The sequence below is a fragment of the Streptomyces sp. NPDC058001 genome (assembly GCF_042886315.1).
Lineage (GTDB): Bacteria > Actinomycetota > Actinomycetes > Streptomycetales > Streptomycetaceae > Streptomyces.
In genome coordinates this window covers 350985-374283 of the sequence record NZ_JBHVQT010000005.1, presented here as the reverse complement: position 1 = coordinate 374283, position 23299 = coordinate 350985, and the positions used below count along the sequence as shown (strand labels likewise).

Annotated in this window: 20 protein-coding genes and 4 pseudogenes; 14 read left to right on the top strand and 10 right to left on the bottom strand. The window is 68.1% G+C overall.

The features are described 5' to 3' along the window. Window positions 1-522 precede the first annotated feature (522 nt). From ACFVT5_RS14415 to ACFVT5_RS14405, 3 genes and pseudogenes are all read left to right on the top strand, one after another. Window positions 523-1659: a hypothetical protein gene (locus ACFVT5_RS14415; RefSeq protein WP_389886157.1), complete on the top strand. Its 1137-nt coding sequence runs from the start codon at window positions 523-525 to the stop codon at window positions 1657-1659. Further along, on the top strand, window positions 1638-2150 hold the full coding sequence (locus ACFVT5_RS14410; RefSeq protein WP_389886154.1) for a GDSL-type esterase/lipase family protein: 513 nt from the start codon (window positions 1638-1640) through the stop codon (window positions 2148-2150). Before ACFVT5_RS14415 ends, ACFVT5_RS14410 begins: the two co-directional genes overlap by 22 nt. A gap of 158 nt (window positions 2151-2308) precedes the next feature. After that, window positions 2309-2602 (top strand): annotated as a pseudogene (locus tag ACFVT5_RS14405) (transposase); the annotation flags it as partial. Between the two features lie 113 nt (window positions 2603-2715). On the opposite strand, the gene ACFVT5_RS14400 reads toward ACFVT5_RS14405, so the two are convergent. Together ACFVT5_RS14400 and ACFVT5_RS14395 are read right to left on the bottom strand one after the other, a co-directional pair. After that, window positions 2716-3195, bottom strand: a complete 480-nt coding sequence (locus tag ACFVT5_RS14400) for an SRPBCC family protein (protein ID WP_389886152.1) — start codon at window positions 3193-3195, stop codon at window positions 2716-2718. A 62-nt stretch (window positions 3196-3257) separates the two neighbouring features. Then, window positions 3258-3719, bottom strand: a complete 462-nt coding sequence (locus tag ACFVT5_RS14395) for a hypothetical protein (protein ID WP_389886149.1) — start codon at window positions 3717-3719, stop codon at window positions 3258-3260. Window positions 3720-3965: 246 nt separating this feature from the next. Here ACFVT5_RS14395 and ACFVT5_RS14390 point away from each other — a divergent pair. The 6 genes and pseudogenes from ACFVT5_RS14390 to ACFVT5_RS14365 form a co-directional block, all read left to right on the top strand. Next, window positions 3966-5183: pseudogene (locus ACFVT5_RS14390) on the top strand (DUF6531 domain-containing protein); the annotation flags it as partial. 151 nt (window positions 5184-5334) lie between these two features. Next, on the top strand, window positions 5335-6420 hold the full coding sequence (locus tag ACFVT5_RS14385; protein ID WP_389886146.1) for a hypothetical protein: 1086 nt from the start codon (window positions 5335-5337) through the stop codon (window positions 6418-6420). Further along, window positions 6350-6841: pseudogene (locus tag ACFVT5_RS14380) on the top strand (type IV secretion protein Rhs); the annotation flags it as partial. The gene ACFVT5_RS14385 and the pseudogene ACFVT5_RS14380, both read left to right, overlap by 71 nt. Then, window positions 6787-8502 carry an RHS repeat domain-containing protein gene (locus ACFVT5_RS14375; RefSeq protein ID WP_389886143.1) on the top strand — a complete coding sequence of 572 codons (1716 nt, stop codon included), beginning with the start codon at window positions 6787-6789 and terminating at the stop codon, window positions 8500-8502. The pseudogene ACFVT5_RS14380 and the gene ACFVT5_RS14375, both read left to right, overlap by 55 nt. Window positions 8503-8529: 27 nt before the next feature. Continuing rightward, complete coding sequence (locus tag ACFVT5_RS14370) at window positions 8530-8961, top strand: SMI1/KNR4 family protein (RefSeq protein ID WP_389886140.1); 432 nt, start codon at window positions 8530-8532, stop codon at window positions 8959-8961. Between the two features lie 141 nt (window positions 8962-9102). Beyond that, window positions 9103-9504, top strand: a complete 402-nt coding sequence (locus ACFVT5_RS14365) for a VOC family protein (protein ID WP_389886137.1) — start codon at window positions 9103-9105, stop codon at window positions 9502-9504. A gap of 181 nt (window positions 9505-9685) precedes the next feature. On the opposite strand, the pseudogene ACFVT5_RS14360 reads toward ACFVT5_RS14365, so the two are convergent. From ACFVT5_RS14360 to ACFVT5_RS14350, 3 genes and pseudogenes are all read right to left on the bottom strand, one after another. After that, window positions 9686-9809 (bottom strand): annotated as a pseudogene (locus ACFVT5_RS14360) (arsenic resistance protein); the annotation flags it as partial. Window positions 9810-9887: 78 nt separating this feature from the next. Then, window positions 9888-10211 (bottom strand): hypothetical protein, encoded by a 324-nt coding sequence (locus ACFVT5_RS14355; RefSeq protein ID WP_389886134.1) that lies wholly within the window; start codon window positions 10209-10211, stop codon window positions 9888-9890. Next, window positions 10208-10960 carry a heavy metal-responsive transcriptional regulator gene (locus ACFVT5_RS14350; RefSeq protein ID WP_389886131.1) on the bottom strand — a complete coding sequence of 251 codons (753 nt, stop codon included), beginning with the start codon at window positions 10958-10960 and terminating at the stop codon, window positions 10208-10210. The genes ACFVT5_RS14355 and ACFVT5_RS14350 overlap by 4 nt, the downstream gene beginning before the upstream one ends. Window positions 10961-11392: 432 nt before the next feature. On the opposite strand from ACFVT5_RS14350, the gene ACFVT5_RS14345 reads away from it, so the two are divergent. Next, window positions 11393-13420, top strand: coding sequence for a HelD family protein (locus ACFVT5_RS14345; RefSeq protein ID WP_389886663.1), 2028 nt, complete (start codon window positions 11393-11395; stop codon window positions 13418-13420). Between the two features lie 225 nt (window positions 13421-13645). Here ACFVT5_RS14345 and ACFVT5_RS14340 read toward each other — a convergent pair whose 3' ends face one another. Next, window positions 13646-14338 carry a TetR/AcrR family transcriptional regulator gene (locus ACFVT5_RS14340; protein ID WP_389886129.1) on the bottom strand — a complete coding sequence of 231 codons (693 nt, stop codon included), beginning with the start codon at window positions 14336-14338 and terminating at the stop codon, window positions 13646-13648. 152 nt (window positions 14339-14490) lie between these two features. On the opposite strand from ACFVT5_RS14340, the gene ACFVT5_RS14335 reads away from it, so the two are divergent. Then, window positions 14491-15048 carry a hypothetical protein gene (locus ACFVT5_RS14335; protein ID WP_389886126.1) on the top strand — a complete coding sequence of 186 codons (558 nt, stop codon included), beginning with the start codon at window positions 14491-14493 and terminating at the stop codon, window positions 15046-15048. A 232-nt stretch (window positions 15049-15280) separates the two neighbouring features. Here the strand turns inward: ACFVT5_RS14335 and ACFVT5_RS14330 are convergent, their stop codons facing one another. Beyond that, on the bottom strand, window positions 15281-16150 hold the full coding sequence (locus tag ACFVT5_RS14330; RefSeq protein WP_389886123.1) for an alpha/beta hydrolase family protein: 870 nt from the start codon (window positions 16148-16150) through the stop codon (window positions 15281-15283). An 863-nt stretch (window positions 16151-17013) separates the two neighbouring features. On the opposite strand from ACFVT5_RS14330, the gene ACFVT5_RS14325 reads away from it, so the two are divergent. Together ACFVT5_RS14325 and ACFVT5_RS14320 are read left to right on the top strand one after the other, a co-directional pair. Continuing rightward, a complete protein-coding gene (locus ACFVT5_RS14325) occupies window positions 17014-18618 on the top strand; it encodes a hypothetical protein (RefSeq protein ID WP_389886120.1) in 1605 nt (534 codons plus the stop codon). A gap of 30 nt (window positions 18619-18648) precedes the next feature. Next, window positions 18649-19098, top strand: coding sequence for a hypothetical protein (locus ACFVT5_RS14320; RefSeq protein ID WP_389886117.1), 450 nt, complete (start codon window positions 18649-18651; stop codon window positions 19096-19098). A 372-nt stretch (window positions 19099-19470) separates the two neighbouring features. On the opposite strand, the gene ACFVT5_RS14315 is transcribed toward ACFVT5_RS14320, so the two are convergent. From ACFVT5_RS14315 to ACFVT5_RS14305, 3 genes are all read right to left on the bottom strand, one after another. Continuing rightward, window positions 19471-20313 (bottom strand): helix-turn-helix transcriptional regulator, encoded by an 843-nt coding sequence (locus ACFVT5_RS14315; protein ID WP_389886114.1) that lies wholly within the window; start codon window positions 20311-20313, stop codon window positions 19471-19473. Window positions 20314-20587: 274 nt separating this feature from the next. Then, window positions 20588-21532: an SDR family oxidoreductase gene (locus tag ACFVT5_RS14310; protein WP_389886111.1), complete on the bottom strand. Its 945-nt coding sequence runs from the start codon at window positions 21530-21532 to the stop codon at window positions 20588-20590. Between the two features lie 59 nt (window positions 21533-21591). Then, window positions 21592-22113 carry an acyl-CoA dehydrogenase family protein gene (locus ACFVT5_RS14305; protein ID WP_389886108.1) on the bottom strand — a complete coding sequence of 174 codons (522 nt, stop codon included), beginning with the start codon at window positions 22111-22113 and terminating at the stop codon, window positions 21592-21594. 297 nt (window positions 22114-22410) lie between these two features. Between ACFVT5_RS14305 and ACFVT5_RS14300 the strand changes: the two genes are divergently transcribed. After that, window positions 22411-23091, top strand: a complete 681-nt coding sequence (locus tag ACFVT5_RS14300) for an HAD family hydrolase (protein ID WP_389886105.1) — start codon at window positions 22411-22413, stop codon at window positions 23089-23091. Window positions 23092-23299 lie beyond the last annotated feature (208 nt).

The window sequence follows — 23299 nt, the reverse complement described above, 5'->3', positions numbered from 1 at the left end:
GCTCGAATCCGGGCTCACGACCGCCCACTCGAATGCCAGATGATCTCTGTCCCGCCACAACCACATCACCGGGACGTCCCGCAGGAAGTCGTACGCGTCCTTCTCGATCACTCTTCCGGCGAGATGACGGCGCACTATGCCCGGCTGAACGACACCACGGTCCGCCAGCACTGGGAGAAGGCCCGCACTCCGCTCTCTCGATGCAGCGGGTGAACCGGTCACCTTCGAGGGCGTGGCGAAACGAGCGGGCGTCTCGCGGTCCTGGCTCTATGGTCAGCCGGACCTGCGGGCTGAAGTCGAGCGCCTGCGGGCAGCACACCGCCCAGCGCCCTCGTCCGCGCTCCCTGCACGTCAGCGCACGTCAGCGCACATCGGACGCCTCCTTGCTGCGGCGCCTGGAAGCGGCCAACGCCCGCTTCCGGCAGTTGGCGGAGGAGAACCGGGGCCTTCCGGATCAGCTCCCCCGCGCGCTGGGCGAGCAACGAGCAGACAGAATCACGAGGATCGAGCGAAGGGAAGATCATGAATACCGCTGACGAGCAAGACCGACTTCTGCGCGTGCCGAGAAGGGACCTCGAGCGAGCTCGGCGGGACCCGGAGACGTGGCCCGACCTGGCCTTCTTTGCGGAGCACACCGACGAAGGTCACGTGATCGACCGCAACAAGGCCGCCCGCTTGGGAGTTCTGTGGGCACTTCAATACGACCGCCACCCCCAGGACCTGCAGCTCCTGCGCTTCCTCCTCCAACAGGAGACCAGGTTCTACCAAGAGGTCGTCCCCTGGGGGTTGGCCTCGGACTTGACGCTGGCCGGCTTCCTGGTTGCCGAGCACCGGCAGGTGGAGGATCTATGGCTGCACTGGACGGCCAAGAACATCAGCTTTGACACGGCTCTCGGCTACCACCTCTACCATCTGCTCACTGGAGGTATCACAGCTGCCGTCGAAGCAGTGCGAGCCAGTGCCCACCCTGATCGTGGCCGCATCCTGGGCGACATCACGTCGGACCACAACACTGACGCCGCCGTTGAGGAGTGGCTCAACGAACAACGTGCACAGTTCCCTGCCGCCCCGGCCGACGAGAGCCTCACATCATGGGCCCACCACGCCGCGAGCCTCGGCGAGCGCGAGGCATCCCGCCTGTTCATGACCGAGTGGGCAGCCGGCGAGCCACGCACCGAGGACACACTCAACACTCTGCAGTTTCACCTGGCCCAACTCGGCTACCTCACCGAAGCAGTGGCGGTGCAGCGAGAAGTCATCGCGGTCAGCGATGCGTCATGGCCGGGGGCAAGAGCGTTCAACCTGCTCACGCTTGCCCGGCTGCAACGACGAGCCGACGACGCTTCGAGCGCGTGGAAAACACTCGAAGAGATTCAGAACGTCATGCCACCCGACAAGCAGGGGTTGCGCGCGGGACTGTGGCGGCACTTCGTCAAGGAGTGTTTCCTCGTTGCCCCGCTCACACCTGACGACTCCACAGCTCGCCGTCGGCTCACCGTGAGTGACGAGCACCTGCAAGGGATTCCACGGCTCTGGATGGACGGAGTCCTCAACGCCGCAGTCGCGGCTGCCGAACAGATCGGCGATCCGCAGACACTCCACCGCTACCGCACGTTGCAACAGGCCGCAGCTCGTGAATGCGAACAGGAAGGCAGTTAGGCGACCGCCGTACTGCGTCGGACGTCTTCGGCGACTCACTCGTCGACGGGACCGGCAGCAGGCCCGACACCGACAGCCGCTTCACCGACATGCTCGCTCGGCGGCTGATGGCGGCGGGCCGCCCGCGCGCGGTGCTCAAGCAGGGACTCGGTGGCAGCCGGCTGACGCTCGACTCGCCCTGGCTGGGAGATCGTGCCACCGCCCGCTTCGACCGCGACGCGCTGGCCCAGCCCGGCGTGAGCACCGTCATCGTGCTCGCCGGGATCAACGACATCGCCATCAGCGAGATGGCCGAAGAATCACCGTTCCCGGTTCTCGCGCCCTACACCGAGGTCCCGGCACAGCAAGTCATCGCCGGACTCCGGGACATGATCGGCCGAGCCCCCGCAGTGAGGCCAAACGCGCCGAGGTCAATGCCTGGATCCGCGAGTCCGGGGAGTACGACGCCGTCATCGACCTGGCCCAGACGATGGGCGATGCCCTCGACGTGACCCACGACTCGGGCGACCACCTGCATCCCAACGACGCCGGTTACCAGGCCATGGCCGCCGCCGTCGATCTTTCCTTGCTCTGACGCTGGTGGGCGGGGAGGTCGCGCACGAGGGCGTGCGACCTCCCCCTCGACGGTCTGCATTGACCACGATGAGTAGTGGTCGAGGAGGGTGAGGTGATCGATCCGATCTTCCGGATCCCTCCCCAGTACCGTGCCGCGGTCTCCAGCATCCCGGGCGGCACCGTTCACCAGGAGAATTGGCGCCTCACGCTGGATCTGTTGGACAACTCGTCCGGGTGGGTGCTGATTGTCCCGGTCGTGGTCGCTGCCGCAGGCTACGGCGTCAGCACCCCGTTCCGTCTCGACCTGAGGGAACGGGGGGCCATGCTTGCGCTGACCGGGAAGGAAGTGGTCCACGAGCAGGACGCCGAGCCCCCTCCGACCCGGCTACGGAGGGCTGGGGCCGCCAGCGCGGGCGCGGTACGGGTCCCGGCCGCGGGCCCCGGCAGCCCTTCTGTGTACGGCCGCCGCCCATCCTGCGGCAGCCCAATCATGGATCAGGATCACGCCGAGGATGAGGTGCCGCCGGACGTCGCCTCGGCGACGGCCTTGACGTGGTCGTTGCGGATGCGGATGAGCCGCGACATGTACCGGTCGAGCATGACGACCTCAGTGAAGGATCCCAGCGGGCCGAACGGAGCGGCGAAGTCGACCACATCACGCATCAGAGTGCCGCGGTGACCGTCTGGCTCGAAGTAGTGGGCATGGCACCAGTACTTGAACGGGCCAGATACCTGTTCGTCAACAAAATTGCCCGGGGGGTCGAAGGCACTGATCCAGGAGGTCATCTGCCAGCGCAGGCCGAAGTGCCTGGCCTGCCAGGTGACGGTGTCGCCAAGGGACATGCGGCCGACGGTGACACCGCCGACGGCCCGTTCACCGGACCTGGCCATCGACCGGGTGTGGACATCCACCTCCAGCGACACGTCGAAGACGCGCTGCGGGGCTGCCGCAATGCGAGTGATGACTTCGAAGTGCGTCATTCAGCTAACTCTAGATGTGTTGGTCGGGTAGCCGGAGCAGATGGCTGCTGGCCTCTCCAGCTCTACTTGCCGCTGATCTTCCCGACGACCCGTGGCACCCACTGGTCGAGCTGGGTGCCGAATGCCAGCAGTGTTCCGGCGTCGTCGAGGCCGGCGACGAAGTCCACATCGGCCCAACCTCCGCGGAAGAGCACCAGGGACAGTTCAGCGTCCGCCGGACCGGAGATGAGCACGCCGACCGAGTCAGGATCACGTACGAGCTCCCGGTCAGTCTCAAGCTGCTGCGACCACGGCGCGGCTTCGTCACGCCACGTCACCTCCCCAACTGTGAGGCCGGCCTCCAGCCATCGCGCGGCCCGCTCAGCAATTACTGCAGCTGCCTGATCAAGATCAACGACTCGTTCCATGATCAGATCACGTCCCCTCCCTGACGCCGTGTTCCACCGGCTTCCGCACACCTTGAACTCTGTCCAGCGACCAGTCGTCCGTCTCAAAAGGCGCTCATCGACCAGGGCGTCCAACATGGAACGCTCCGTCGCCTGCGTGCCGCCGCCGAGGAAGCGTCGGTACGGGCCGTTGGGGCAGCCTCACCTTTGAGGGGGAATGTCCCCGGCGTTCAGGGCACCGAGGCGCCCTGTCGCCCGGCCGATCTGTCGCAATCGGGTCGTGACATCGTGACAGGGATCGCGTGACTGTCCTAGCGTTGCAGTTCGCTGGCGTTGCAGTCGTGTATTTCGGGGGAGTTGTGGGGTATCGGCCGACGGATTGGCATGTCCTGGACCTGGACAAGGACCCGACGCCGGGTGATCCGGACCGGGTGCGGACGCTGGCGAAAGGGGCTGCACGACTTCGCGGACGACGTCGCCGAGGCGCTGCGGCTGATCAAAGGCATGGCCGAGGAGGACACGGTCCTGGTCTGGGCGGGCAAGTCCGCCAAGGCGTTCCAGGACGAGTTCTCCGGTGTGCCGAAGAACCTGCGGAAGCTGAAGAAGTCGTACGAGATGGCGGGCGACGCGCTCGCCGCGTACTGGCCGAAACTGGAGCGTGCACAGGCCCTCGCCGACAAGGCACTCGTCAAGGGCCGCGAGGCGCAGACCGATCTCTCCTCGGCCCAGTCCAAGCTGACCTCCGCCGAATCCTGGGTGGACCGCGCCGGCAAAGAGGCCGACAAATACAAGGACGACCCCGCCGGCGGCAAGGACGTCCCCAAGCCGGATCCGGACAAGGTGAAGGCGGCGACCCGGGACGCGCAGAGCGCGAAGGATGCCCGTACGAGTGCGCAGTCGGATGTGTCCTCGGCGTCGAACGCGCTGGACGCGGCCAAGAAGATGGCCGGGGACACCCGCAAGATGCGGGAGGACGCGGCGCGCGAGGCGAAGGACAAACTCGACGACGCCTCCGACGCCGGGATCCACAACCGCAAGTGGTGGGAAGAGGTCGGCGACTGGTTCACCGACAACTGGGACACCATCGTCGCCGTCTGCAAAGTCGTCGTCGCCGTCCTCGGCATCATCGCCCTGATCATCGGCGGGCCCATCCTCGGCGCGATCGTCCTCATCGCGGCCCTCATCGTCCTCGCGGACACCCTCAACAAATACTTCAAGGGACAGGCATCCCTCTGGGACGTCGGCTTCGCCGCCCTGGACTGCATCCCCGGCATGAAGGGCCTCACCAGCCTCCGCGGCATCGCGAAGGGTCTCAAAGGGCTCAAAGGCGGGATGAAGGGCATGAGCGCGGCGGCCAAGGGCCTCGGCAAGAATGCGAAAGGCATGCTCGCCGACGGGGCCAAGGGGGCCTACAACCGGCTTAAAAACAAGATCGTCGGCTGCGGTGATCCGGTCGATGTGGCCACCGGCTCCATGTACCTGACGCAGACGGACATCGAGCTTCCCGGGGTGCTGCCCTTCGCCTTCACACGCCGGGTCGCCTCCAGTTACCGCACCGGCTGGTGGTTCGGCCCCACATGGTCCTCCACCATCGACCAGCGCCTGGAGGAAGGCGACGACGGCATCGTCTTCGTCACCGAGGACGGCATGCTCCTCAACTACCCCCACCCTGACACCCCCGGCCGCCCCGTCCTCCCGGAATCGGGGCCGCGCTGGCCGCTCACTTCTCTCGCCGCAGGCGGCTTACCGGATAGTGGACCCGGACACGGGCCACACCCGCCAGTTCGGGCCCCTCTCCGACCAAGTGGCGCTCCTGGAACGCCTCGTGGATCGCAACGGCAACACCATCGACTTCGACTACGACACACACGGTGTCCCGCTCGGTATACGCCACTGCGGCGGATACCACCTCGCCATCGCGACCGAAGACGGCCGCGTCACCGCCCTGAACCTCGTCGGCTCAGCGGCCGATGGGGCCGACACCGCCATCAAGCGGTTCGGCTACACCGACGGCCAGCTCACCGACATCACCGACTCCAGCGGGCTGCCGCTGCGCCTCACCTACGACGACCGGCTCCGCGTCACCTCCTGGACCGACACCAACGACAGCAGCTACGTCTACGGGTACGACGAACAGGACCGCTGCACCTCCCAGGCGGGCGGCGAAGGGCACATGGCCTACACCTTCGCCTACGACGGCACCGACCCGGCCTTCACCGGACACCGCGTCACCACACTCACCAGCGCGGCAGGAGCCGTCAGCCGTTACGTCATCAGCGCCGGCAGCCAGGTCGTCGCCGAGATCGACCCGCTCGGGCACATCACGCGAACCGCCTACGACAGCAATCACCACATCCTGTCGCGGACCAACGCCCTCGGACACACCACACGCTTCGTCAACGACGAGTCCGGACGCCCTCTCGCCGTGATCCGTCCCGATGGAGCCCAGACCGCATACGAGTACAACGAACTCGGTCTGCCGCTCACCCTCACCCTGCCCGACCGCGCCACCGTGCACTGCGCGTACGACACGCGCGGCAACCGCATCGCCGTCACCGACACGGACGGCGAGACAACCCGCTACACCTACACAACCGCGGGCCATCTCGCCGGCTATACCGACCCGCTCGGAGCCACCACCACGATCCGGACCGACGTCGCAGGACTGCCCCTTGAGATCACCGACCCTCTGGGCGCGGTCATCCGGCATGAACGGGACGCCCTCGGCCGCACCACCACCATGACGGACCCGGCAGGCGCGGTCACACATCTCCAGTGGACGGTCGAGGGCCAGCTCGCGAGCCAGCACGGACACCTTCACCTACGACGGCGAGGGTAACTGCATCCGCCATGTCGACGCCGCCGGAAACACCAGCACCTACGAGTACACCGACTTCGACCTGCTGGCCGCCCGCACCGATGCCAACGGAGCCCGCACCACCTACACCTATGACGCCGATCTGCGCCCGGTCCAGGTGACCAACCCCGCCGGCGCCACCTGGCACTACGCATACGACCCCGCGGGCCGTCTCATCCGCGAGACCGACTTCGACGGCCGCCTCACCCGCTATACCTACGATCCCGCCGGCCAGCTCATCGCCCGTACCAACGCCCTGGGCCAGACCGTCCGCAGCGAGCACGACGCTCTCGGCCGCGTCGTCCGCAAGAACGAGGACGGCGCTGTCACCGACTTCCACTACGACGCGTGCGGACGCCTCATCGCGGCGAGTGGACCGGCCGCGACGATCGGCATCAGCCGCGATGCCTCGGGCCGGTTGCTGTCCGAAACGGTCAACGGCCGCCGCCTCACCCACACTTACGACCGGCCGGGCGACGCAGCAACCGCACCACCCCCTCGGGCGGGACAAGCCAGTGGACCTACGACGCCGCGGGCAGCAGCACTCAACTGGTCACCGCCGGCCACACCCTGCGCTTCGAACATGACAGGGCAGGACAGGAGACCACCCGGCACATCGGGTCCGCGACCCGGCTCGCCCACACGTACGACGACCTGGGCCGCGTCACCACCCAGACACTCACCACCCACGGACACCCACACGCCCAACGGCGCTACACCTACCGGCCCGACGGTCACCTCACCGAAGTCGCCGACCTCCGGGGCACCCGTCACTACGGTCTCGACCCGGAAGGACGCCCCCGCACAGTCCGCTCCCGCAAGGGAACCGAGCACTACGCCTACGACAGCGACGGCAACCAGACACACGCGTCCTGGCCCGCACCGTACGCGGGCCAGGACGCCACCGGCCCACGAACGTACGAAGGCACCCGCCTCCTGCAAGCCGGAAACATCCGCTACGAACACGACGGCCAGGGCCGCGTCGTCCTGCGGCAGAAGACCCGCCTCTCGCGCAAGCCGGACACCTGGCGCTACGAGTGGGACGCGGAGGACCGGCTCACTGCTGTCACCACCCCCGACGGCAGCCGTTGGACCTACCTCTACGACCCACTCGGCCGGCGCATCGCCAAACAGCGGCACAGCCCCGACGGCACCCAACTCCTGGAGCACACGGACTTCACCTGGGACGGCACCACCCTCTGCGAACAGACCACACTGTCCACCGACCTGCCCCACCCCGTCACCCTCACCTGGGATCACCAGGGACTGCGACCCGTCGCGCAGACCGAACGCATCACAACCGCCGACACCCGCCAGGAGGTGGTGGACCAGCGGTTCTTCGCGATCGTCACCGACCTGATCGGCACCCCCACCGAACTCGTCGACGAAACCGGGCAGATCGCCTGGTACTCCCAGGCGCCCCTGTGGGGCGCCACGATGTGGAACACCACCGCCACCGCCTACACGCCCCTGAGATTCCCCGGCCAGTACTACGACCCCGAAACCGGCCTCCATCACAACTTCTTCCGGCACTACGACCCCGAGACCGCCCGCTACCTCACCAGCGATCCGCTCGGCCTCGCCGCGGGCCCCAACCCGCACGCCTACGTACACAATCCGTCGACCTGGTGCGACCCCCTCGGGCTGACGCCATGCGAAGACGCAGCGAAACAGGCAGCCGCCCGCAACGAATCCGTGCTCGGCCCGAACATTCCCACCAGGGCCGAAGCCTCCGTCGGAAGCACGGCCAGCCACAGCTACAAGAAGACCTTCTTCGCCGCGCACCCCCACCTGAAAGGCAAGGTAGTCGTCCACCACGCCATCGAACAGCAGACCCTCTCCAAATACCCGGGCCTCTTCTCCGCGGACGAGATCCACTCCCTGGAAAACCTCCGCGGAATCCCCAAGGGCGACATCAACAGCAAAGTGCACCTCAGCCAGATCCGCGTGGAATGGAACAAGTTCTATAACAGCCACCCGAATCCGACACGGCAAGAAGTCCTCGACCACGTCACCAAGGTCGATGATATGCTCGGCAACTGGTTCAGCCCACGCACCAGATGAGACTCTGCAAAAGGTCAGGACTATTCAATGTGGCGTGAAATCTTCGAAGAATTCCCCTCGGCCGAATCACGCCCGCCAGCAGACCGGGATACGCTCGACCGCATCGAAGCCGCGCTCGGACAATCCATCCCCCGCGGCCTGAAGGAACTGCTCCTCGAAAGCAACGGGCTGGAAGACGAATACGGAACAGAAGTCATCTGGACCACCGAACGCATCCTCGACGACAACCGCTCCTTCCGGGGAAACGAACAGTACCGGACGCTCTACATGCCGTTCGACCCACTCCTGTTCTTCGGAGACAACGGTGGCGGAGACCAATTCGCTTTCGTACGGACCCCGCAACGCGACGAGGTATTCGTCTGGGACCACGAAACCGACAGCCGAACAGACATCGCCCCCACCCTCGAACGCTACGTGCGCAGCGCATTGGAAAGCGACGGCGAAGACTGGTACCGGTAGCCGGATCGGCGGCTACTGGGTGCGGCCCTCGACGCCGTGAGCGATGTTGCTTAGGATCATGAGTACGGCATCGCGTGTCGGTCACCGGCTGGGTGAGGCATGGAGGTGCCCGTGAGATTGCCTTGCGGAGGCATCCCACACATGTCAGTCGAGTTGAACCACACCATCGTCCATGCCCGGGACAACCGGGAGTCGGCCGAGTTCCTGGCGCACATCCTGGGGCTTGAGGTCGGAACCGAATCGGGTCCGTTCATTCCCGTGGCCACCAGCAACGGGGTCACCCTGGACTTCGCCGCCATCCCGGCGGAGTCGATCGTCATGCAGCACTATGCGTTCCTCGTCTCCGATGAGGAGTTCGACGCGGCCTTCGCGCGTATCCAGCAGGCCGGGATCACGTACTACGCCGATCCGCATCTGAAGCAGCCTGGAGAGATCAACCACCATCACGGTGGGCGTGGCCTGTATTTCATGGATCCAGCCGGGCACGGCATGGAGATCATCACCCGGCCCTATGGCAGCCACCAGCAGCCGACGGCTTCGTGAGGCAGTGGCAGGTCAGGGGTGCCCTGGCCTGCCGCTCGATCCCTCGGGGCGTATCGGCTCCATGTCTCACCGGTCTCGTTCAGGAGCCCGGACAGGTGGTCGGGGCGGGCGGGGTGTCCTGCCCGGTGGCCGGCGAAGAGCCAGCGGGATGTGGGGTTGGTGGCGGTGTTCATGTCGTCGCGAGGGCGCCGAGTACCGGGTTGATCGCGTGCTCAAGGCCCGGTCCGAGGCCGGGGGGCCGGCCATCTGAGCGTCGCGGCCACCGCTATCGCGGCCAGGTAGATCACGACCTGATGGTGTTCCATCCGCTCGGCCAAGCCCTGCGGTTCCTGCTGTGATACCCGAACTGCGCCTTCGCACCGTGGCGGCCGTGCGCTCCATCCTCACAGGTCCTTGCGACGGTCCGTGTCCGGGCGGGAGCGGATGGTGGGCATGCCGAGGTCGGCCCGTACCGGGGCGGTGCGGCAGGCCGCCACCCGGCGCCGCCGTCGGACGACCAGGACACCGAGCCCGGCGGCTACGGCCGCCCCTGCCAGTGCGGGCACCCACAGCGCCCCGACCGCGGAGGTGACGCCGATGCCGCCGAGGACGGCCAGGAGTGGGCCGGCGCAGCACACCGCGCAGGCAGCGACGGCGACCGCACCGGCGCCGAGGGTGCCCCAGGGCCGGGACGGACGTGACGAGGAGGAGGGGGACGAGGGAGTCATACGGTGGCTCCGAAGAGGTCGGCCAGTATCCCGGCGGCGGACTCGGGCGCCCGCACATCGAGTTGGAGAGCGGTCGGGGTCAGGTGCAGGGTGAAGTCGAAGAACGCGCAGCAGCCCTGTTCGGCCGCGGCGAGGGCGGCGACGTCACCGGCGAGCTGGGCACCGGCGGGAAAGGACAGCCGTACGCCGTCGCGAATCTCCTCCCGCCCCTCGGCCTTGCCGACCAGCGCCCGCCACTGCTCGGTACGCTCGCCCAGCTCGGCGCCGCCCAGAGTGCAGGCCACCGGAACGTCCCGGACACGGGTCGGTGACAGCGCGATCGGCACAGGCCGCGCCGCCGGAGCGGCGGTCGTCGTGCAACCGCAGTCCGGCCCGCACGCACCAGCGGGCGCGGGGCCCGACAACTCGGCGTGGACATCGGAGAGGTGGCTGGAGAACGCGCCCAACTCGGCGATCCGTCCATCGGTCTCCGTGATCCGGTCGGCGACGAGCGGGAGCATCCGCGCCCGTACGGACGCACACACCCCTTCCTCACGGAGGTCCAGCAGCTCACGGATCTCGTCCAGGGCCAGGCCCAGCAGCTTGGCCGAGGAGATGAAGGCCAGACGCTCCACCGCGTCCTCGCCGTACACGCGATACCCGGCAGGCGTACGGTCGGCACTCAGCAGACCGGCGTCCTCGTAGAAGCGCAGCGTCGTGGCCGGAACACCGGAGCGCTCGGCGAGCTGCGAAATGCGGTAGCTGGTCATGCCTCGAAGCTAGACCTTCGACCCAACTCGAAGGTCAACCCGAACCCCGCACCGGATGGACAACGCCCCTCCGACGCCGCCACCAGTCCCGGCGCGTCCCCTGCACTGCCGCGACGGCCGGATACCGATCCCGGTGGCGGCGCGTAGTCGAGTGCGAGGCGACGGGACAAAGGCTCCGGCATGGCGGCGAATGCCGGACGTCCTCCTGCTCGGATCGCTTCAGGCTGGAATGCAGCCCGGCCTTCTCCTCAACTCGAGAGGTCCGGTGGCGAACCGGGCCTGGGCGGCTGATGCAGACAAGTAAGTCAAGCCTTACTTTCATGGAGATTTATCTGCATAGTGGAGGGCCGAGTCGAGAGGAGCACGGCTTTGCCGCAGTTCAACCAGGGTGCCGTAGGACAGGTCGAGGTGGAGCAGGCCCACGTATCCGCGATGTACGGGCTGCTCGAAGAGCGAGTCGCGGATGCACGGGCCCAGCTGGATGACGTACTGAAGTCGCCGGCCGACAGCGCGGGAGAGGTGTACGCGCGTGATGTCGCCGCAGAGCGTCTGGCACGGCAGGTCCACCGGCTCGCGGGGGCCGAGGAGGGGCTGGTTTTCGGCCGGATCGACGGCGCGGACGGCACTGTCCTGCACATCGGACGGCTCGGCCTGCACCTGGGCGACCGGGACCTGCCGCTGCTCGTCGACTGGCGGGCAAAAGCGGCACGGCCCTTCTATTCGGCGACGGCCGTCCACCCGATGGGACTGCGGCGACGCCGTCACCTGCGGGTGGAGGAACGCGCTGTGCGGGCGGTGAGCGACGAGTTGTTGGACGGATCCGCACCCGCGGCCGGCGACATCCTCGGCGACGGTCCGCTGACGGAGGCGCTGGAGGCGCAGCGCACGGGGCGGATGCGCGCGGCGGTGGCGACGCTCCAGGCGGAGCAGGACGCGATCGTCCGTTCCCCGCATCGGGGGGTGACGGTGGTGCAGGGCGGACCGGGTACGGGCAAGACGGTTGTCGCGCTGCACCGGGCGGCGTACGTGCTGTACGCGTTCCCGCGCGCCGCCGAGCGCGGTGTCCTGGTGCTCGGGCCGAACGCGCGCTTCCTCGACTACGTCTCGCGCGTACTCCCCTCGCTCGGGGAGAACGACGTGGCCCTGGCGACGTGCGGGGAGCTGGCCGGAGTGGTGCCCGCTGCTGTGGAGCCGTCCGATGTCGCACGGCTCAAGGGCAGCTCCGCCATGGCCGAGGCGCTGGCGGGCCTGGTGCACTCCCGGCAGGCGCCTTTGGACTCCCGGTTCGCGGCACGTGTGGGGCAGGAGTGGGTCTGTCTGACGAGCGTGGATGTCGCGGTGGCACGAGAGGCTGCGGTGGCGAGCGGCCTGGCGCACAACCGGGCGCGGGAGGTGTTCAAGGAGTACCTGATCGGCATGGTCACGAGCACGCTGGAGCGTGGCATTGCCGAGGCCCTTGCGCACATCGACGCCGAGATCGCTGACAGTACGAGCCTCGACCTCGATGCCGCGGCCGAGGCCGACCTGCAAGCTCTCGGTTTCGATGGCGCGGCAGCCGCCGATCCGGCCGAGATGTTCGATGCGGAGGCTCTGCGCGCGAACCTTATGGGCGACGCCCACGCCGAGGGTGCGGTGGAGTCCATCTGGCCACGGCTGACGCCCGAAACGGTCGTACGGGCCCTGCTGACGGACGCCCGCACGCTGGCCACACATCTGCCGTCACTCACCGATGACGAACGCGGCCGGCTGCTGCGCCCTGCTGACGCCCCGTGGACCGATGCCGATGTGGCGCTGTTGGACGAGGCGGCGAACCTGGTGGGCGGGCCGCCGGGGCGAACGTTCGGGCACGTCGTCGTCGACGAGGCACAGGAGTTGACCGCCATGCAGTGGCGGATGGTGCTGCGCCGGTGCCCGGCCAGGTCGATGACGCTGGTGGGCGACTTCGCCCAGGCGGGTCCCGCGACGGCGGCGAGCGACTGGTCCCAGGCGCTGGGCCCGCATCTCGGCACCCGGTTCACCCTGCACACCCTGACCGTCAGCTACCGCACGACCCAGGAGATCCTGGCCACGACCCGCGACCTGCTCGCGCGGATCGCCCCCGGTCAGACGCCGAGCCGGTCCATCCGCCACGGCGAGCCTCCCCGCAGCCTCACCGCACATCCGCACACACTCGCCGCCACCGTGGCCGGAGAGCTCCAGGCCCAGGCCGCAGCACATCCGGGCGACCTGCTCGCCGTGATCTGCGCGGATACCCGGCTCGATGACATGGCGTCAGCCGACGTCACACGGTGGGCGCGGCTCGTGCCGGCGTCCGAGACCCGCGGCCTGGAGTTCGACGCGTGCATTGTCGTCGGCCCGCAGGAAATCACCGAGGCCCGCCCCAGCGGCGAACGCGACCTGTATGTCGCTCTCACACGTGCCACCAAGAGGCTCTGCTCGATCGCCGTCCACCCCGCGTGAACACAGACCTCATGACGGGACATCCCAACGCCCCGCTGACGTCGGAAGGGCGTCGCCGGTTACGTGAGCGCGTGGATGCAGGGCGTCCGATCGCGCACGTCGCGGCGAAGGCCGCGATTTCCCGTCGTTGCCTGGCCAAGTGGTGCGAGCGCCGGCGCGCGCACGGCGAGAGCGGGGCCTACGTCCGCAACTACAACTCCGAGCATGAACACCGTGCCCCGACCGCTACACGCTGGGCGGCGAGCACTGTATGTCGGGGACCGTCGTGACCGACGAAGATGCTTGGTCGGGGGCGGGGGCGGCGCCCTCGTCGAGCCCACGGGCGGCGTGGACCCGCAGCAGTCCTTCGATGCCGCGCAGCAGGGTCTCGCCGGCCAGGACGGGGTCGCCGAGGTACCCGGCGCTCATCGCGCCGTCGCGGAGCATGACGAAGTGCCGCCCGGCGTACTCGGCGGACGCGTCCGTGATCTCGGCGAACAATCCGGTGATCGTCTGCAGGAACCACTCGCGGTGCTGCACGACGGCCCGGTGGACCGGATGGTCGGGGGCAGGGAATTCCGCTGCCGCGTTGAGGAAGGCGCATCCGCGGTAGCCGGGCGAGCAGATCTGCTCGACCAGGGACGCACCAACACCCCGCAGGATGCCGTCGGTCGGCACGTCCGCGGCCATCAGGGCGCCGATCTGGGTGCGGATCGCCTGGTCGACGCTTCCGATGTAGGCGACGGCCAGGTCTTCTTTGCTGCGGAAGTGGCGGTAGAAGGTGGCGTTGGTGACCTTCGCCTCGGCGACCAGACGGTCGACGCCCACCGTGTGGATGCCCTCGGCGTAGAAGAGCTGCCCGGCGGTCCTCAGGAGCCGCTCTCGGGCCTCGGAGACCCTCTTACCGGTACCGGCTTCCGTCTGCGTCACGTCGCCCATCGTAGCTGGTAGAACGATCTCTCTACACCCTAGGTAGAACGACCTCTCTTGTTTCCGCGGATGGACTGTGCCAGGCTGCAAACAAGAGAGACCGTTCTCTCTTGTTTGAGCCTCTCATCGCCCGTAGCCATTCCCGCACACTGGAGAACCCCATGGCATCCGTCGCCTCCGCCGAGCACGTCGGCGCCGCGCCCGCCCTGCGTCGGCTGTACTTCATCCGCTTCGGCTTCGCCGCCGCGTGGGCGGTGCTCCTGCTGGTGTCCGGCTCCGACCTCACCACCGGGACCAAGCTGCTGCTGTTCCTCTATCCCGCCTTCGACGTGGCCGCCGCCGTCGTCGACGCCAGGTCGGCGCGCGCCACCAGGTCGGTCAAGGGCCTGTACACCAACATGGCCATCAGCTCGCTCGCCGCCGTCGGCGTCGCGGTCGCCAGTGCCTCGGGCGTCGCCGATGTACTGCGCGTCTGGGGCGCGTGGGCGGTCGTCTCCGGCCTGGTCCAGCTCCTCGTGGGCGTCGCGCGCCGGCCGATGGGCGGCCAGTGGGCCATGATCGTCAGCGGTGGCATCTCGGTGCTGGCCGGCGCGTCCTTCTTCCGAGGCGCGTCACAGGATGACCCCTCGCTGACCACCCTCGCCGGCTACGCCACGCTCGGAGGGATCTTCTTCCTCGTCTCTGCGATCCGCCTGTCCCGCTCGCCCCTCAAGGGCTGACCCGTGTCGACCAAGGATCGCGGCGATCGGACGCGGCGCGCGAGTCGGGACGTGCCCGACGGGGTACGGCTCGGCGACAGGCCGGTGCGGCGGATGGCGTTCGACGCCATGAGGCCGGCCGGGCCAAGGGCCTGGGGGTCGCCGGCGGGCAATGCAGTTGCCTTGGCGCCGGTGTCCGTTGCTCAACGCTGGTAGCCCTGTGTTCTACGCCGACGCCGTGTCCGCCGAGGGGTCAGCCCAGGTGCTGCTGGAAGAAGGCGGCGGCGTCCCTGCCGACCCGAAGGCGGACAGTCGGGTCAGCGGGTTCCGGGGCGAAGAAGTCGTCGTGGCGGACGTCGGGGCCGGCCGAGCTGCCACTCGCAGTGGGGATGTGCTCCAGGTACGGCCTGGTGTCGACGTCGTACGGGTTGACCGTGTCTGCTCCACCCCAGCGGATGCCCACAGGCACCCCCACAGTTGCCAGGCTTTCCGGGGTCACGAGACCGCCGACTCCGGGGGCTACCTGGAAGACCGCCCGCACTCGTGGATCCGAGAGGTCGGCTGCAGCGGCATCCAGCGCACGTCGTGACGACTCGTCCAGCGGATGCTTCTTCCGCAGCGCCTCCAGCGCGCCGGGGAACTCAGGGATCTCCGGCAGAAGGACCGTTCCCGTCAGTACAGCCCACAGGATCTGCGGATCAACACGGGCCCCGACAAGGGCCGCCGCCGTGTAACCGCCGAGGGAGAAACCCGCCACACCGACCGGACCAAGCAACTGTTCCCGGGCGAGTGCTTCGAGGGCGAAGGAGACGTCCCGGGGCCGTTCCCATACGTGGAGAAAGCCCTCCGGCTCGTAGCCGTCGACGTAGTTGTTGCCGTGGTGATCAAGAGCAACGACCCGGAAGCCCGCCTCGTGCAGCGGTCGTACCAGCCACTCCATGTCGCTGCCCGAACCTCCGGTGCCGTGAGAGACGACGACCAGCGGAGCGGGTACAGCGTGCGGAAGGCTCGGCTCCCACAGGTAAAGACGGACAGGGCGCGGGCGAGTCGGATCCCGCAAGTCACGTCGGGACTCGTCGTGCAGGACACGTATCAGCGGCTGTCCCTGGCCAGAGATCATCATGGCGACAGCGTACGGAGGTCGCCTGTCCTAAGTGCTGGTCTTCCAGCCCGGCGGGTGCTCTTCGGCTTCGCGGTCGGATTGTGGGACCAGCGGCCTGGCTGCACGGTGCCACGTTTGGCGCGGCTCCTCACCACCGGCCATCGGTTCGGCTTCTCGATCGCGCGCGGACAGCCCCGGTTGCGCCGGGGCGGGAGGAGACGTGCGCTTGCCTCCCGCCCGGCCTCGGTGAAGGAACGGGCGAGCCTGGCCCTGGACGCTCCGAACTGGGCAGGGATGCTGCGCCGGACGATGCGGACGCACTTCAGATAGAAGATACGGTCGGCGTCCACTGGTGGGCGGGCGAGCGCGGCTGTGTGGGCGAACTGGCGGATCGCGTGATGGACCGCAAGGTAGGCCCACAGTTCCTGCCGGACGCCTTCCGGTGTGCGCGACCTGATCGGCCCGCCAACCGTGCACCAGCTCGCAAGGCTGTGTCTCCTTGGTCAGCGCCGCGCCCAGATGGCGGCAGGTGGCATGCGTCCCGGCCGTCGGGGGCGCGCCAGGGCGAGTTGGTATGGCACTGCCACGCGATGGCCTCAAGCGTGCGGCAGCAGTCGGCCCACCGCCGCCCGCGACGCGGACCGGTCGGCGTCAGTGGCTCGGTCCTCAGCGGCTCGGCCCGATCCCCGCATCGCATCAGTGATCACCAATCGCGCAGACACATCCGATCGACCGGTGAGCCCGCCGAAGAGACACGCTCCAAAGGGCGCAGGCGGCCATCCACGGCTCCCAGGCACGTAAGGAATGCGCACCCTCCCCGAGCAGGTGCACAGACGTTCGGAGAACTCCTCGCACGGTCGACGTGTCCTTGACATGATCAGCAGATGTATCGCCTACGTCGTCCGGCCGCAGCCCTGGCCGTTCTGCTCGGTGCCGGCGCCCTGCTCGCGCCCGCGGGGTCGGCCCAAGCAGTTGGGCCGGCCGTCGAGTTGAACGTGCCGGAAACGGCGTACCTGCCCCAGCGCGAGACCAGCCCCACTGGCGGCGTCCGTCTCTGGCTGGCCCCGCAGCCGGGCGCGGGGCGCACCGCGCAGTCCGGTGTGACGCTGAAGGTCGACGCGTCGGACTTGGACGGCGTCGCCCGGATCCGCACCCGCCGTGCGTGCGGAGATCACGCCATGGGCGCGACCGACCTCGCCGACTGCGCTCTGGGCACCCTCACGCGCGGCAAGGACAACTACCTGGACGCCGTCTACATCGAGGCTGTGCCCGGAGCGCGCCTCGGCAGTCACGGCACCATCCGCTACACCTTCAGCGCCCCTGGCGCCGAGGACGTCGTCTTCGAGACGGACGTACAGATAGAGGGACCCGACCTGCGCCCGCGCAAGGAGAAGCCCCGTGAGGGTGACGCACCCGGCGCGAGCTTCGGCTTCAGGCCGCAGATCCGCAACGCCGGCACATTCCCCGCCGAAGGCTTCGGCCTGAGCTTCAGCACATCACGCGTCACCTTCCCGACGCGGTACAGCAATTGCCGCTACGGGCCCGAGGGCAGCGCATCCATCGCGGACTGCTGGTTCGACCAGCGGATCGAGCCGGGCCAGGCGTACGAGGTCACCGAGCCCATTTCCGTCGGCGTGCCGGACACGATGGTGAACGGCAGCTTCACCTACAGGCCGTACCTCCAGGGCATGACCGGAAACGCCGAGGAGGACCCGGGCGCCACCGGCACCGACCCGGCCATGCGACCGGGCGCGGGCCCCGAGCTGAAGGTACGTCCCGTCGACACCCCGGCCAGCGCCTTCGCCGACAAGTTCGCCCTCGGCGAGGTCCGGCTCCACACCTCCCAGACCTCCGACCTCCAGGTACGCGCCGACGCGATCGAGGGCACGACGGGCAGCACTGCCGAGGCCACGTTCCATCTGCGCAATGCCGGACCGGGCCGGATCTCGGGCACGAGCCTGCGCATCACCGTCCCCGAGGGCCTGAGCGTCGTGGCGCCCACGCCGCCGCCCGACCCCGACAACGAACTGGAATGGCAGTGGGAGTGCTCCCCCATCGACGAGCACGTCTACACCTGCGGCCCCGACAACTCCCTGGAGCCGGGCGACACCTGGGAGACGACCCTCAAGTTCCGCATCGACCGGAACATACGCGGAGCCAGGGGTCTGCTCGAAGCGGTCCACGATCCCGAGCGGCCCGCGAACGACCCGAAGAAGTCGAACAACTCGGCACCCATCGAAGTACGCGCCAGCGGCAGCCCACTCACCGAACCCACCGAGCCGGACCCGAAGCCGGCATCGGCCACCGGGGAGCGCGGGGGCAGCGACGACTCCCTGCCCTGGGTGATGGCAGGAGTGCTCGGCACCACGGTCCTCGGAGGCGGTGCGCTGGCATACGCACGGCGTACGAGGGCGGCCCGGCGCAAGGCGCTCCCGCAACCCACCGGCCCGACGGGACACGGGCAGACGTCAGACCCGAATGATTCCTGACACAGATACCACGTGACCTGCGTGACTGACATGCTCGATGCCATCCGTGCCGCCAAGGAGGCTCTGGCCGCCGAGCACCTGATCCAGCCTCCGGATCCGCGGCAGCGCGAGGCGCTGCGTGTCCTGCTCGCCTCCCGCCAAAGCGCGGTCCTCGCCTCCACTGCCGCAATCAACCAGCTCAAGGCCCTGATCGTGTCCGCGCCCAGAGGTAGGACGCCGTATGGCACGAAGGGATCGAGCCCCGGATGTGGATTTGCGGCTGTGCTGAATTGCTGGCTGGATCTGGAGGCGGGAGTCTCCTCTGCCCGGCCCTCTTCCCGCTGGACAGAGGAGTTCAGCCGCGACCGCGCGGCACAGCTGACCTCCGGTGCGGCTCCTCGGCTACTGCTGTGCACTGCCGCTGATCAGCAGGTTCTGGCCGCTGACCTGGGAGCTGGCCAAGGGCATGCGCCCGATCGAGGGCCGGTTCGGAGGCGCTGAGGACGTCGCGGATCCCGCCGAATACTTCACCAGTCCCCTCGCCCACTGCGCAGCGGGCTGTCGTCGGGAAGATCCGTGAAGACGCCGGAGCCTTCGATGGCGGTTGGAATCATGGAGTTGAGCGCAATTCCGCGGTTGCCGACTCCGTGGGCCAGTACACACCGAGGGAGGCATGGCGAAGAGCAATGGCCCTGTCGATACCGCGGGCCGAACCGGTGATGAGAGCAACCTTCTCGCTCAGATCAGTCATGGGGATCACCGGAATCCTTGCGGGGTGTCAGACAAGTCAGTGCCGTTGGAGGGACGTGGGTGCCCTTGCAGTTGCGCGTCAGGGCGCCTGCTCGACACACGTCAGCATCGGTGGGTCCAGGCTCAGCGAAGCGTCTGCGTTCCTATGACGGACAGGAGCTGCAGCTTTTCGTAGCTCTCACTGCCGGGAATGGCGGTGTAGACGAGCAGAAAATGCGACTGGCTCGGATCGATCAGCGTCTGGCAGGTCAACTCCATGGCACCGAGCTGGGGATGGATGAAGTGCTTTACCTCGTGGGGGTGAACGCCGACCTCGTGGTCGTCCCACACCTCCCGGAACTCTTCGCTTTGAGCCAGCAGCAGGTCCGCGAGGTGTGCCGCCCGGGAACCGGGACCACGCAGTGTGACCACCCCGCGCAGACCCGAGGCGAACATGCGCGTGAGGAACGGATGGTCTTCGGGCGCGTAGAGCTGTCGCGTGGCGGGGTCGGTGAACCATCGGTAACCGATGCTGCGTGCCGGGCCGCTGTAGACGGTCAGGTCGCCGGTGAGCGCGACGCCGAGTTCGGTCTGCCGCAGCGTCTCGCCCAGCTCGGTGACGATCTCCGCTGGAGTGTCGTGCAGGCGGTCGAAGATGCGCAGCAGGCCGGGGCTGATGTGCTCGCTGACCGCGCCCCGCGCGGGCGGGTTGTGTCCGGCGAGCCGAAACAGGTGGTCACGCTCATCGAGGGAGAGATGGAGTCCTTGCGCGATGGAGGTGATCATCTGCTCGGACGGCTGAGGTCCGCGCTCCCGTTCGAGCCGCGCGTAGTAGTCGGTCGACATGTGGCACAGCAAGGCCACTTCCTCCCGCCGCAGTCCGCTTGTCCTGCGGCGTTGCCCGCGCAGGAGGCCGACGTCCTCAGGTTGCAGCGACTCTCGGCGGCGCCGGAGAAACTCCGCCAGTCCGCTCCGGTCGATCACCATGCATGCCTCCTTCTGCGGTACTTCACTTCTACCGCCCGCGTATCTGCGTATCCACGGCCTACCGATCCCCCTTTATCGACGCGCCCCACCGGGCCAGAGTGACGCACCCATGCACAAACGGAACCAAAGCAGACTGATCTCACCGCGGAGTTCGGCCGAGTGTTGATGACAACGCTCGCTCGGATGTAGGCGCACCGCCGCGCGATGGCTTTACCGATCCCGCGAGCTGCCACTCTTACTGCAGCCCAGCGGGGCGGCAGCCGGTCCCTGTACATCAGCTGTTGGGGAAGTGAACCTTCGTGAGTTCTTGGGAGATCTGCCAGATGCGCTGGGCGTCCTCGGCGCTACGCAGGCGTGAGTAGAGCTTCTGCTCGGCAGGAGGGCCGCCGAGGTGTCCGAGTCCGCTCGGCCCATACAGTCGGGCGTTTTGGGCGTCAGGAGCCGTCGCGGCGTAGAGCGCCGGGAGCTTCGCGGTCTCGACGGTACCGAGCAGGATGCCGCGCGCGGACAGGGCGCCGATGAGCTTCCTGCCCCGGGTCTCCTTGTCGCGGCGGACCTCGGGACGCGCGGCGAGAAGGTTCGTCGGAGCGACTCCGGGGTGGGACAGGTTGCTGATGATGCCCCAGCCGCCTGCCCGACTGCGACGGTCAAGTTCAAGGCCGAAGAGGCCCAACGCGATCTTCGACTGGCTGTATGCCTTCATGCCGTCGTAGGAGCGTTCCCATTTCAGGTCCTGCCAGTTGATGGCGTTCTGGTTCGCCGCGACGCTGACCTGTGAGGTCACGCGTGCGTGTCCGGCGCGCAGCAGCGGCAGCAGGTGGCCTACGAGAGCGAAGTGGCCGAGGTGGTTGGTGCCGAACTGAAGCTCGAACCCGTCGGCGGTCTTTTGCCGGTCGGGCGGAGTCATGACGCCGGCATTGTTGATGAGGATGTGGATCGGCCGCCCCTCCTCACGCAGGGCCTTGCCGAGTACCGCGACAGACTCAAGTGACGACAGATCGAGCTCGCCCAGCGACACGTTCGCGCCGGGGGTTGTCTGCCTGATCTTGGTGATCGCAGCCTCACCCTTGCGCTCATTGCGCACGGGCAGAAGCACCTCGGCCCCGGCCGCGGCGAGCCTCCTGGCGATGCCGAGTCCGATGCCATCGCTGGCTCCGGTGACGACGGCGCGCTTACCGGACAGGTCGGGGATGGTGATGTCGATGGGCCCGCGTGGCATGGGTTCACTCCTGGAGGTTGTGTCTTTGGCTCCACCATCGCGGAAGACAAGGGCGCTATTCAGGGCCGCTCGATCCACTGATACGGAAGGCCAGGATCCGGCGGAACCCGTCGGGAGGGTGGGCGGTGGTGGGGGTATTGCCGGCGTCTCAGCACCGGATGTCGGCCTCCGTGAGGCGGGCAGTGATGTCCCGGAGCCGACCGCAGCAGATGTCCCCCTTTGACGGCCTCGATGGTCACCGAAGCGAGAAGGTGCCCTTCCTTGGCGATCCTCGGCAGGAGCTGGTCGCGCAGCTCCGGGCCGCCGTGTCGGACGAGGGCGTCCACCTGCAGGCAGTGCATGGCCCAGATCAGGGCCGTGGAGAGGCAGCCGTCCGCAAGCCGGCCGACGATCTCCACCATGTCCTCAAGGCCGCCGCCTCGGCCCCCGTGTGCGACCGGCACGAGCAACCCGAGCAGGCCGGTGCGGCGCAGCGCTTCCATCGCCTCGCTGGGAAAACGGGCCTCGGCGTCGACCTCCCGAGCGTGCTCGCGGGCCACCCGCACGGCGTCCTCCGTCGCGACCAGCCAACTTTCTGTCATCACGTCCGGTTCTCACCCTATCGACGCGCATCGCGCACGGTCATGCACCGAGCATCTGGATGGCTGTGGTGCGACGCCCCCTCGACGGGCCGGGCTCGAAGGGTGCGGCCCGGGCCGGATTGCTCAGGCCGCGCGGCAGCGGCAACGTTCAACGACGCGTTCAGTTGCGCGTTCTTCACGGTTGAACGGGCCGCTCGGCTCGGTGCAACATCTCCGCCGCGCCCTGCGTCCGGCCGCCCCGTCCGGTTCCATGCCACCTTGTTGGACGTTGCTCGCGCGCGTCACCAGACTGGGCCCATGACGACTTCATCATCCCCCTCTTCGGACCTTCGAGCGGTGCTGTTCGACTCGGGCGGCGTGCTCATCCGGCCCGTGGGCGGTCGATGGAATCCGCGTGCGGATTTCGAGGAAAACGTTCTGGCGCACGACTCCTCGATCACCCCCGACCGCTTCGCCGACGCGGTAGCTGCCGGTGACCGGTTCATGGCTGCCTCCCCTGGCACGCCCGACTACGACGACTACCACCGCGTGCTGCTCGGCCGTCTCGGAGTGGAGCCGACGCCCGAACTCCTCTCGGCGCTGCGCCGCGACGTGCATCCCTCGGTGTTCCTCGAACTGTTTCCGGACGTCCTCGACACGCTCGCCGAGCTGAGGCGCCGCGGGACACGGCTGGCCGTGGTGTCGGACGCCTGGCCAAACCTGCCGGATCTGCACGAGGGTCTGGGCATCCGCGACTACTTCGAGGTGTACGCGATCTCCGCGGTGCTCGGCTGCGAGAAGCCCGATCCGCGCATGTACCACCACGCGAGCACGGGGCTCGGTCTCAAGCCGTCCGAGTGCCTGTTCGTCGACGACCTCCCGAACCTCGTCTCCGCGGCGATCGCATTGGGGTACGAAGGCCGGACGCTCTGCCGGACGGGGGCGACGGAGCAAGTGCCGTCCATCACGTCCCTGACCGAACTACTGGAACTCTTCTGACCGTCCGACGGTGACAGTCGCCCCATCGGTCGGCCCAAGGGAACCGCCGGCTGTCCCGAGGCCGGTCGGGCGGGCTCACGGCGACGCGGCACGTGGCGTTTGCCCGACTCAGTCTCCGTGCGCGGCGGCCTGCCAGGCGTAGAGCTCGGCATGCGCCCCTTTCCCGCGATGAGTTCGCCGTGGCTGCCGCACTCGGCGATTCGTCCGT

Excerpts from the sequence above, each read along its gene's own strand:
- ACFVT5_RS14410 (WP_389886154.1), top strand. The coding sequence starts at position 1,638 with ATGCGAACAGGAAGGCAGTTAGGCGACCGCCGTACTGCGTCGGACGTC.
- ACFVT5_RS14415 (WP_389886157.1), top strand. The coding sequence starts at position 523 with ATGAATACCGCTGACGAGCAAGACCGACTTCTGCGCGTGCCGAGAAGG.
- ACFVT5_RS14365 (WP_389886137.1), top strand. The coding sequence starts at position 9,103 with ATGTCAGTCGAGTTGAACCACACCATCGTCCATGCCCGGGACAACCGG.
- ACFVT5_RS14395 (WP_389886149.1), bottom strand. The coding sequence starts at position 3,719 with ATGTTGGACGCCCTGGTCGATGAGCGCCTTTTGAGACGGACGACTGGT.
- ACFVT5_RS14350 (WP_389886131.1), bottom strand. The coding sequence starts at position 10,960 with ATGACCAGCTACCGCATTTCGCAGCTCGCCGAGCGCTCCGGTGTTCCG.
- ACFVT5_RS14335 (WP_389886126.1), top strand. The coding sequence starts at position 14,491 with ATGGCATCCGTCGCCTCCGCCGAGCACGTCGGCGCCGCGCCCGCCCTG.
- ACFVT5_RS14325 (WP_389886120.1), top strand. The coding sequence starts at position 17,014 with ATGTATCGCCTACGTCGTCCGGCCGCAGCCCTGGCCGTTCTGCTCGGT.
- ACFVT5_RS14315 (WP_389886114.1), bottom strand. The coding sequence starts at position 20,313 with ATGGTGATCGACCGGAGCGGACTGGCGGAGTTTCTCCGGCGCCGCCGA.
- ACFVT5_RS14340 (WP_389886129.1), bottom strand. The coding sequence starts at position 14,338 with ATGGGCGACGTGACGCAGACGGAAGCCGGTACCGGTAAGAGGGTCTCC.
- ACFVT5_RS14345 (WP_389886663.1), top strand. The coding sequence starts at position 11,393 with ATGTACGGGCTGCTCGAAGAGCGAGTCGCGGATGCACGGGCCCAGCTG.
- ACFVT5_RS14300 (WP_389886105.1), top strand. The coding sequence starts at position 22,411 with ATGACGACTTCATCATCCCCCTCTTCGGACCTTCGAGCGGTGCTGTTC.
- ACFVT5_RS14400 (WP_389886152.1), bottom strand. The coding sequence starts at position 3,195 with ATGACGCACTTCGAAGTCATCACTCGCATTGCGGCAGCCCCGCAGCGC.
- ACFVT5_RS14320 (WP_389886117.1), top strand. The coding sequence starts at position 18,649 with ATGCTCGATGCCATCCGTGCCGCCAAGGAGGCTCTGGCCGCCGAGCAC.
- ACFVT5_RS14370 (WP_389886140.1), top strand. The coding sequence starts at position 8,530 with ATGTGGCGTGAAATCTTCGAAGAATTCCCCTCGGCCGAATCACGCCCG.
- ACFVT5_RS14330 (WP_389886123.1), bottom strand. The coding sequence starts at position 16,150 with ATGATGATCTCTGGCCAGGGACAGCCGCTGATACGTGTCCTGCACGAC.
- ACFVT5_RS14305 (WP_389886108.1), bottom strand. The coding sequence starts at position 22,113 with ATGACAGAAAGTTGGCTGGTCGCGACGGAGGACGCCGTGCGGGTGGCC.
- ACFVT5_RS14355 (WP_389886134.1), bottom strand. The coding sequence starts at position 10,211 with ATGACTCCCTCGTCCCCCTCCTCCTCGTCACGTCCGTCCCGGCCCTGG.
- ACFVT5_RS14310 (WP_389886111.1), bottom strand. The coding sequence starts at position 21,532 with ATGCCACGCGGGCCCATCGACATCACCATCCCCGACCTGTCCGGTAAG.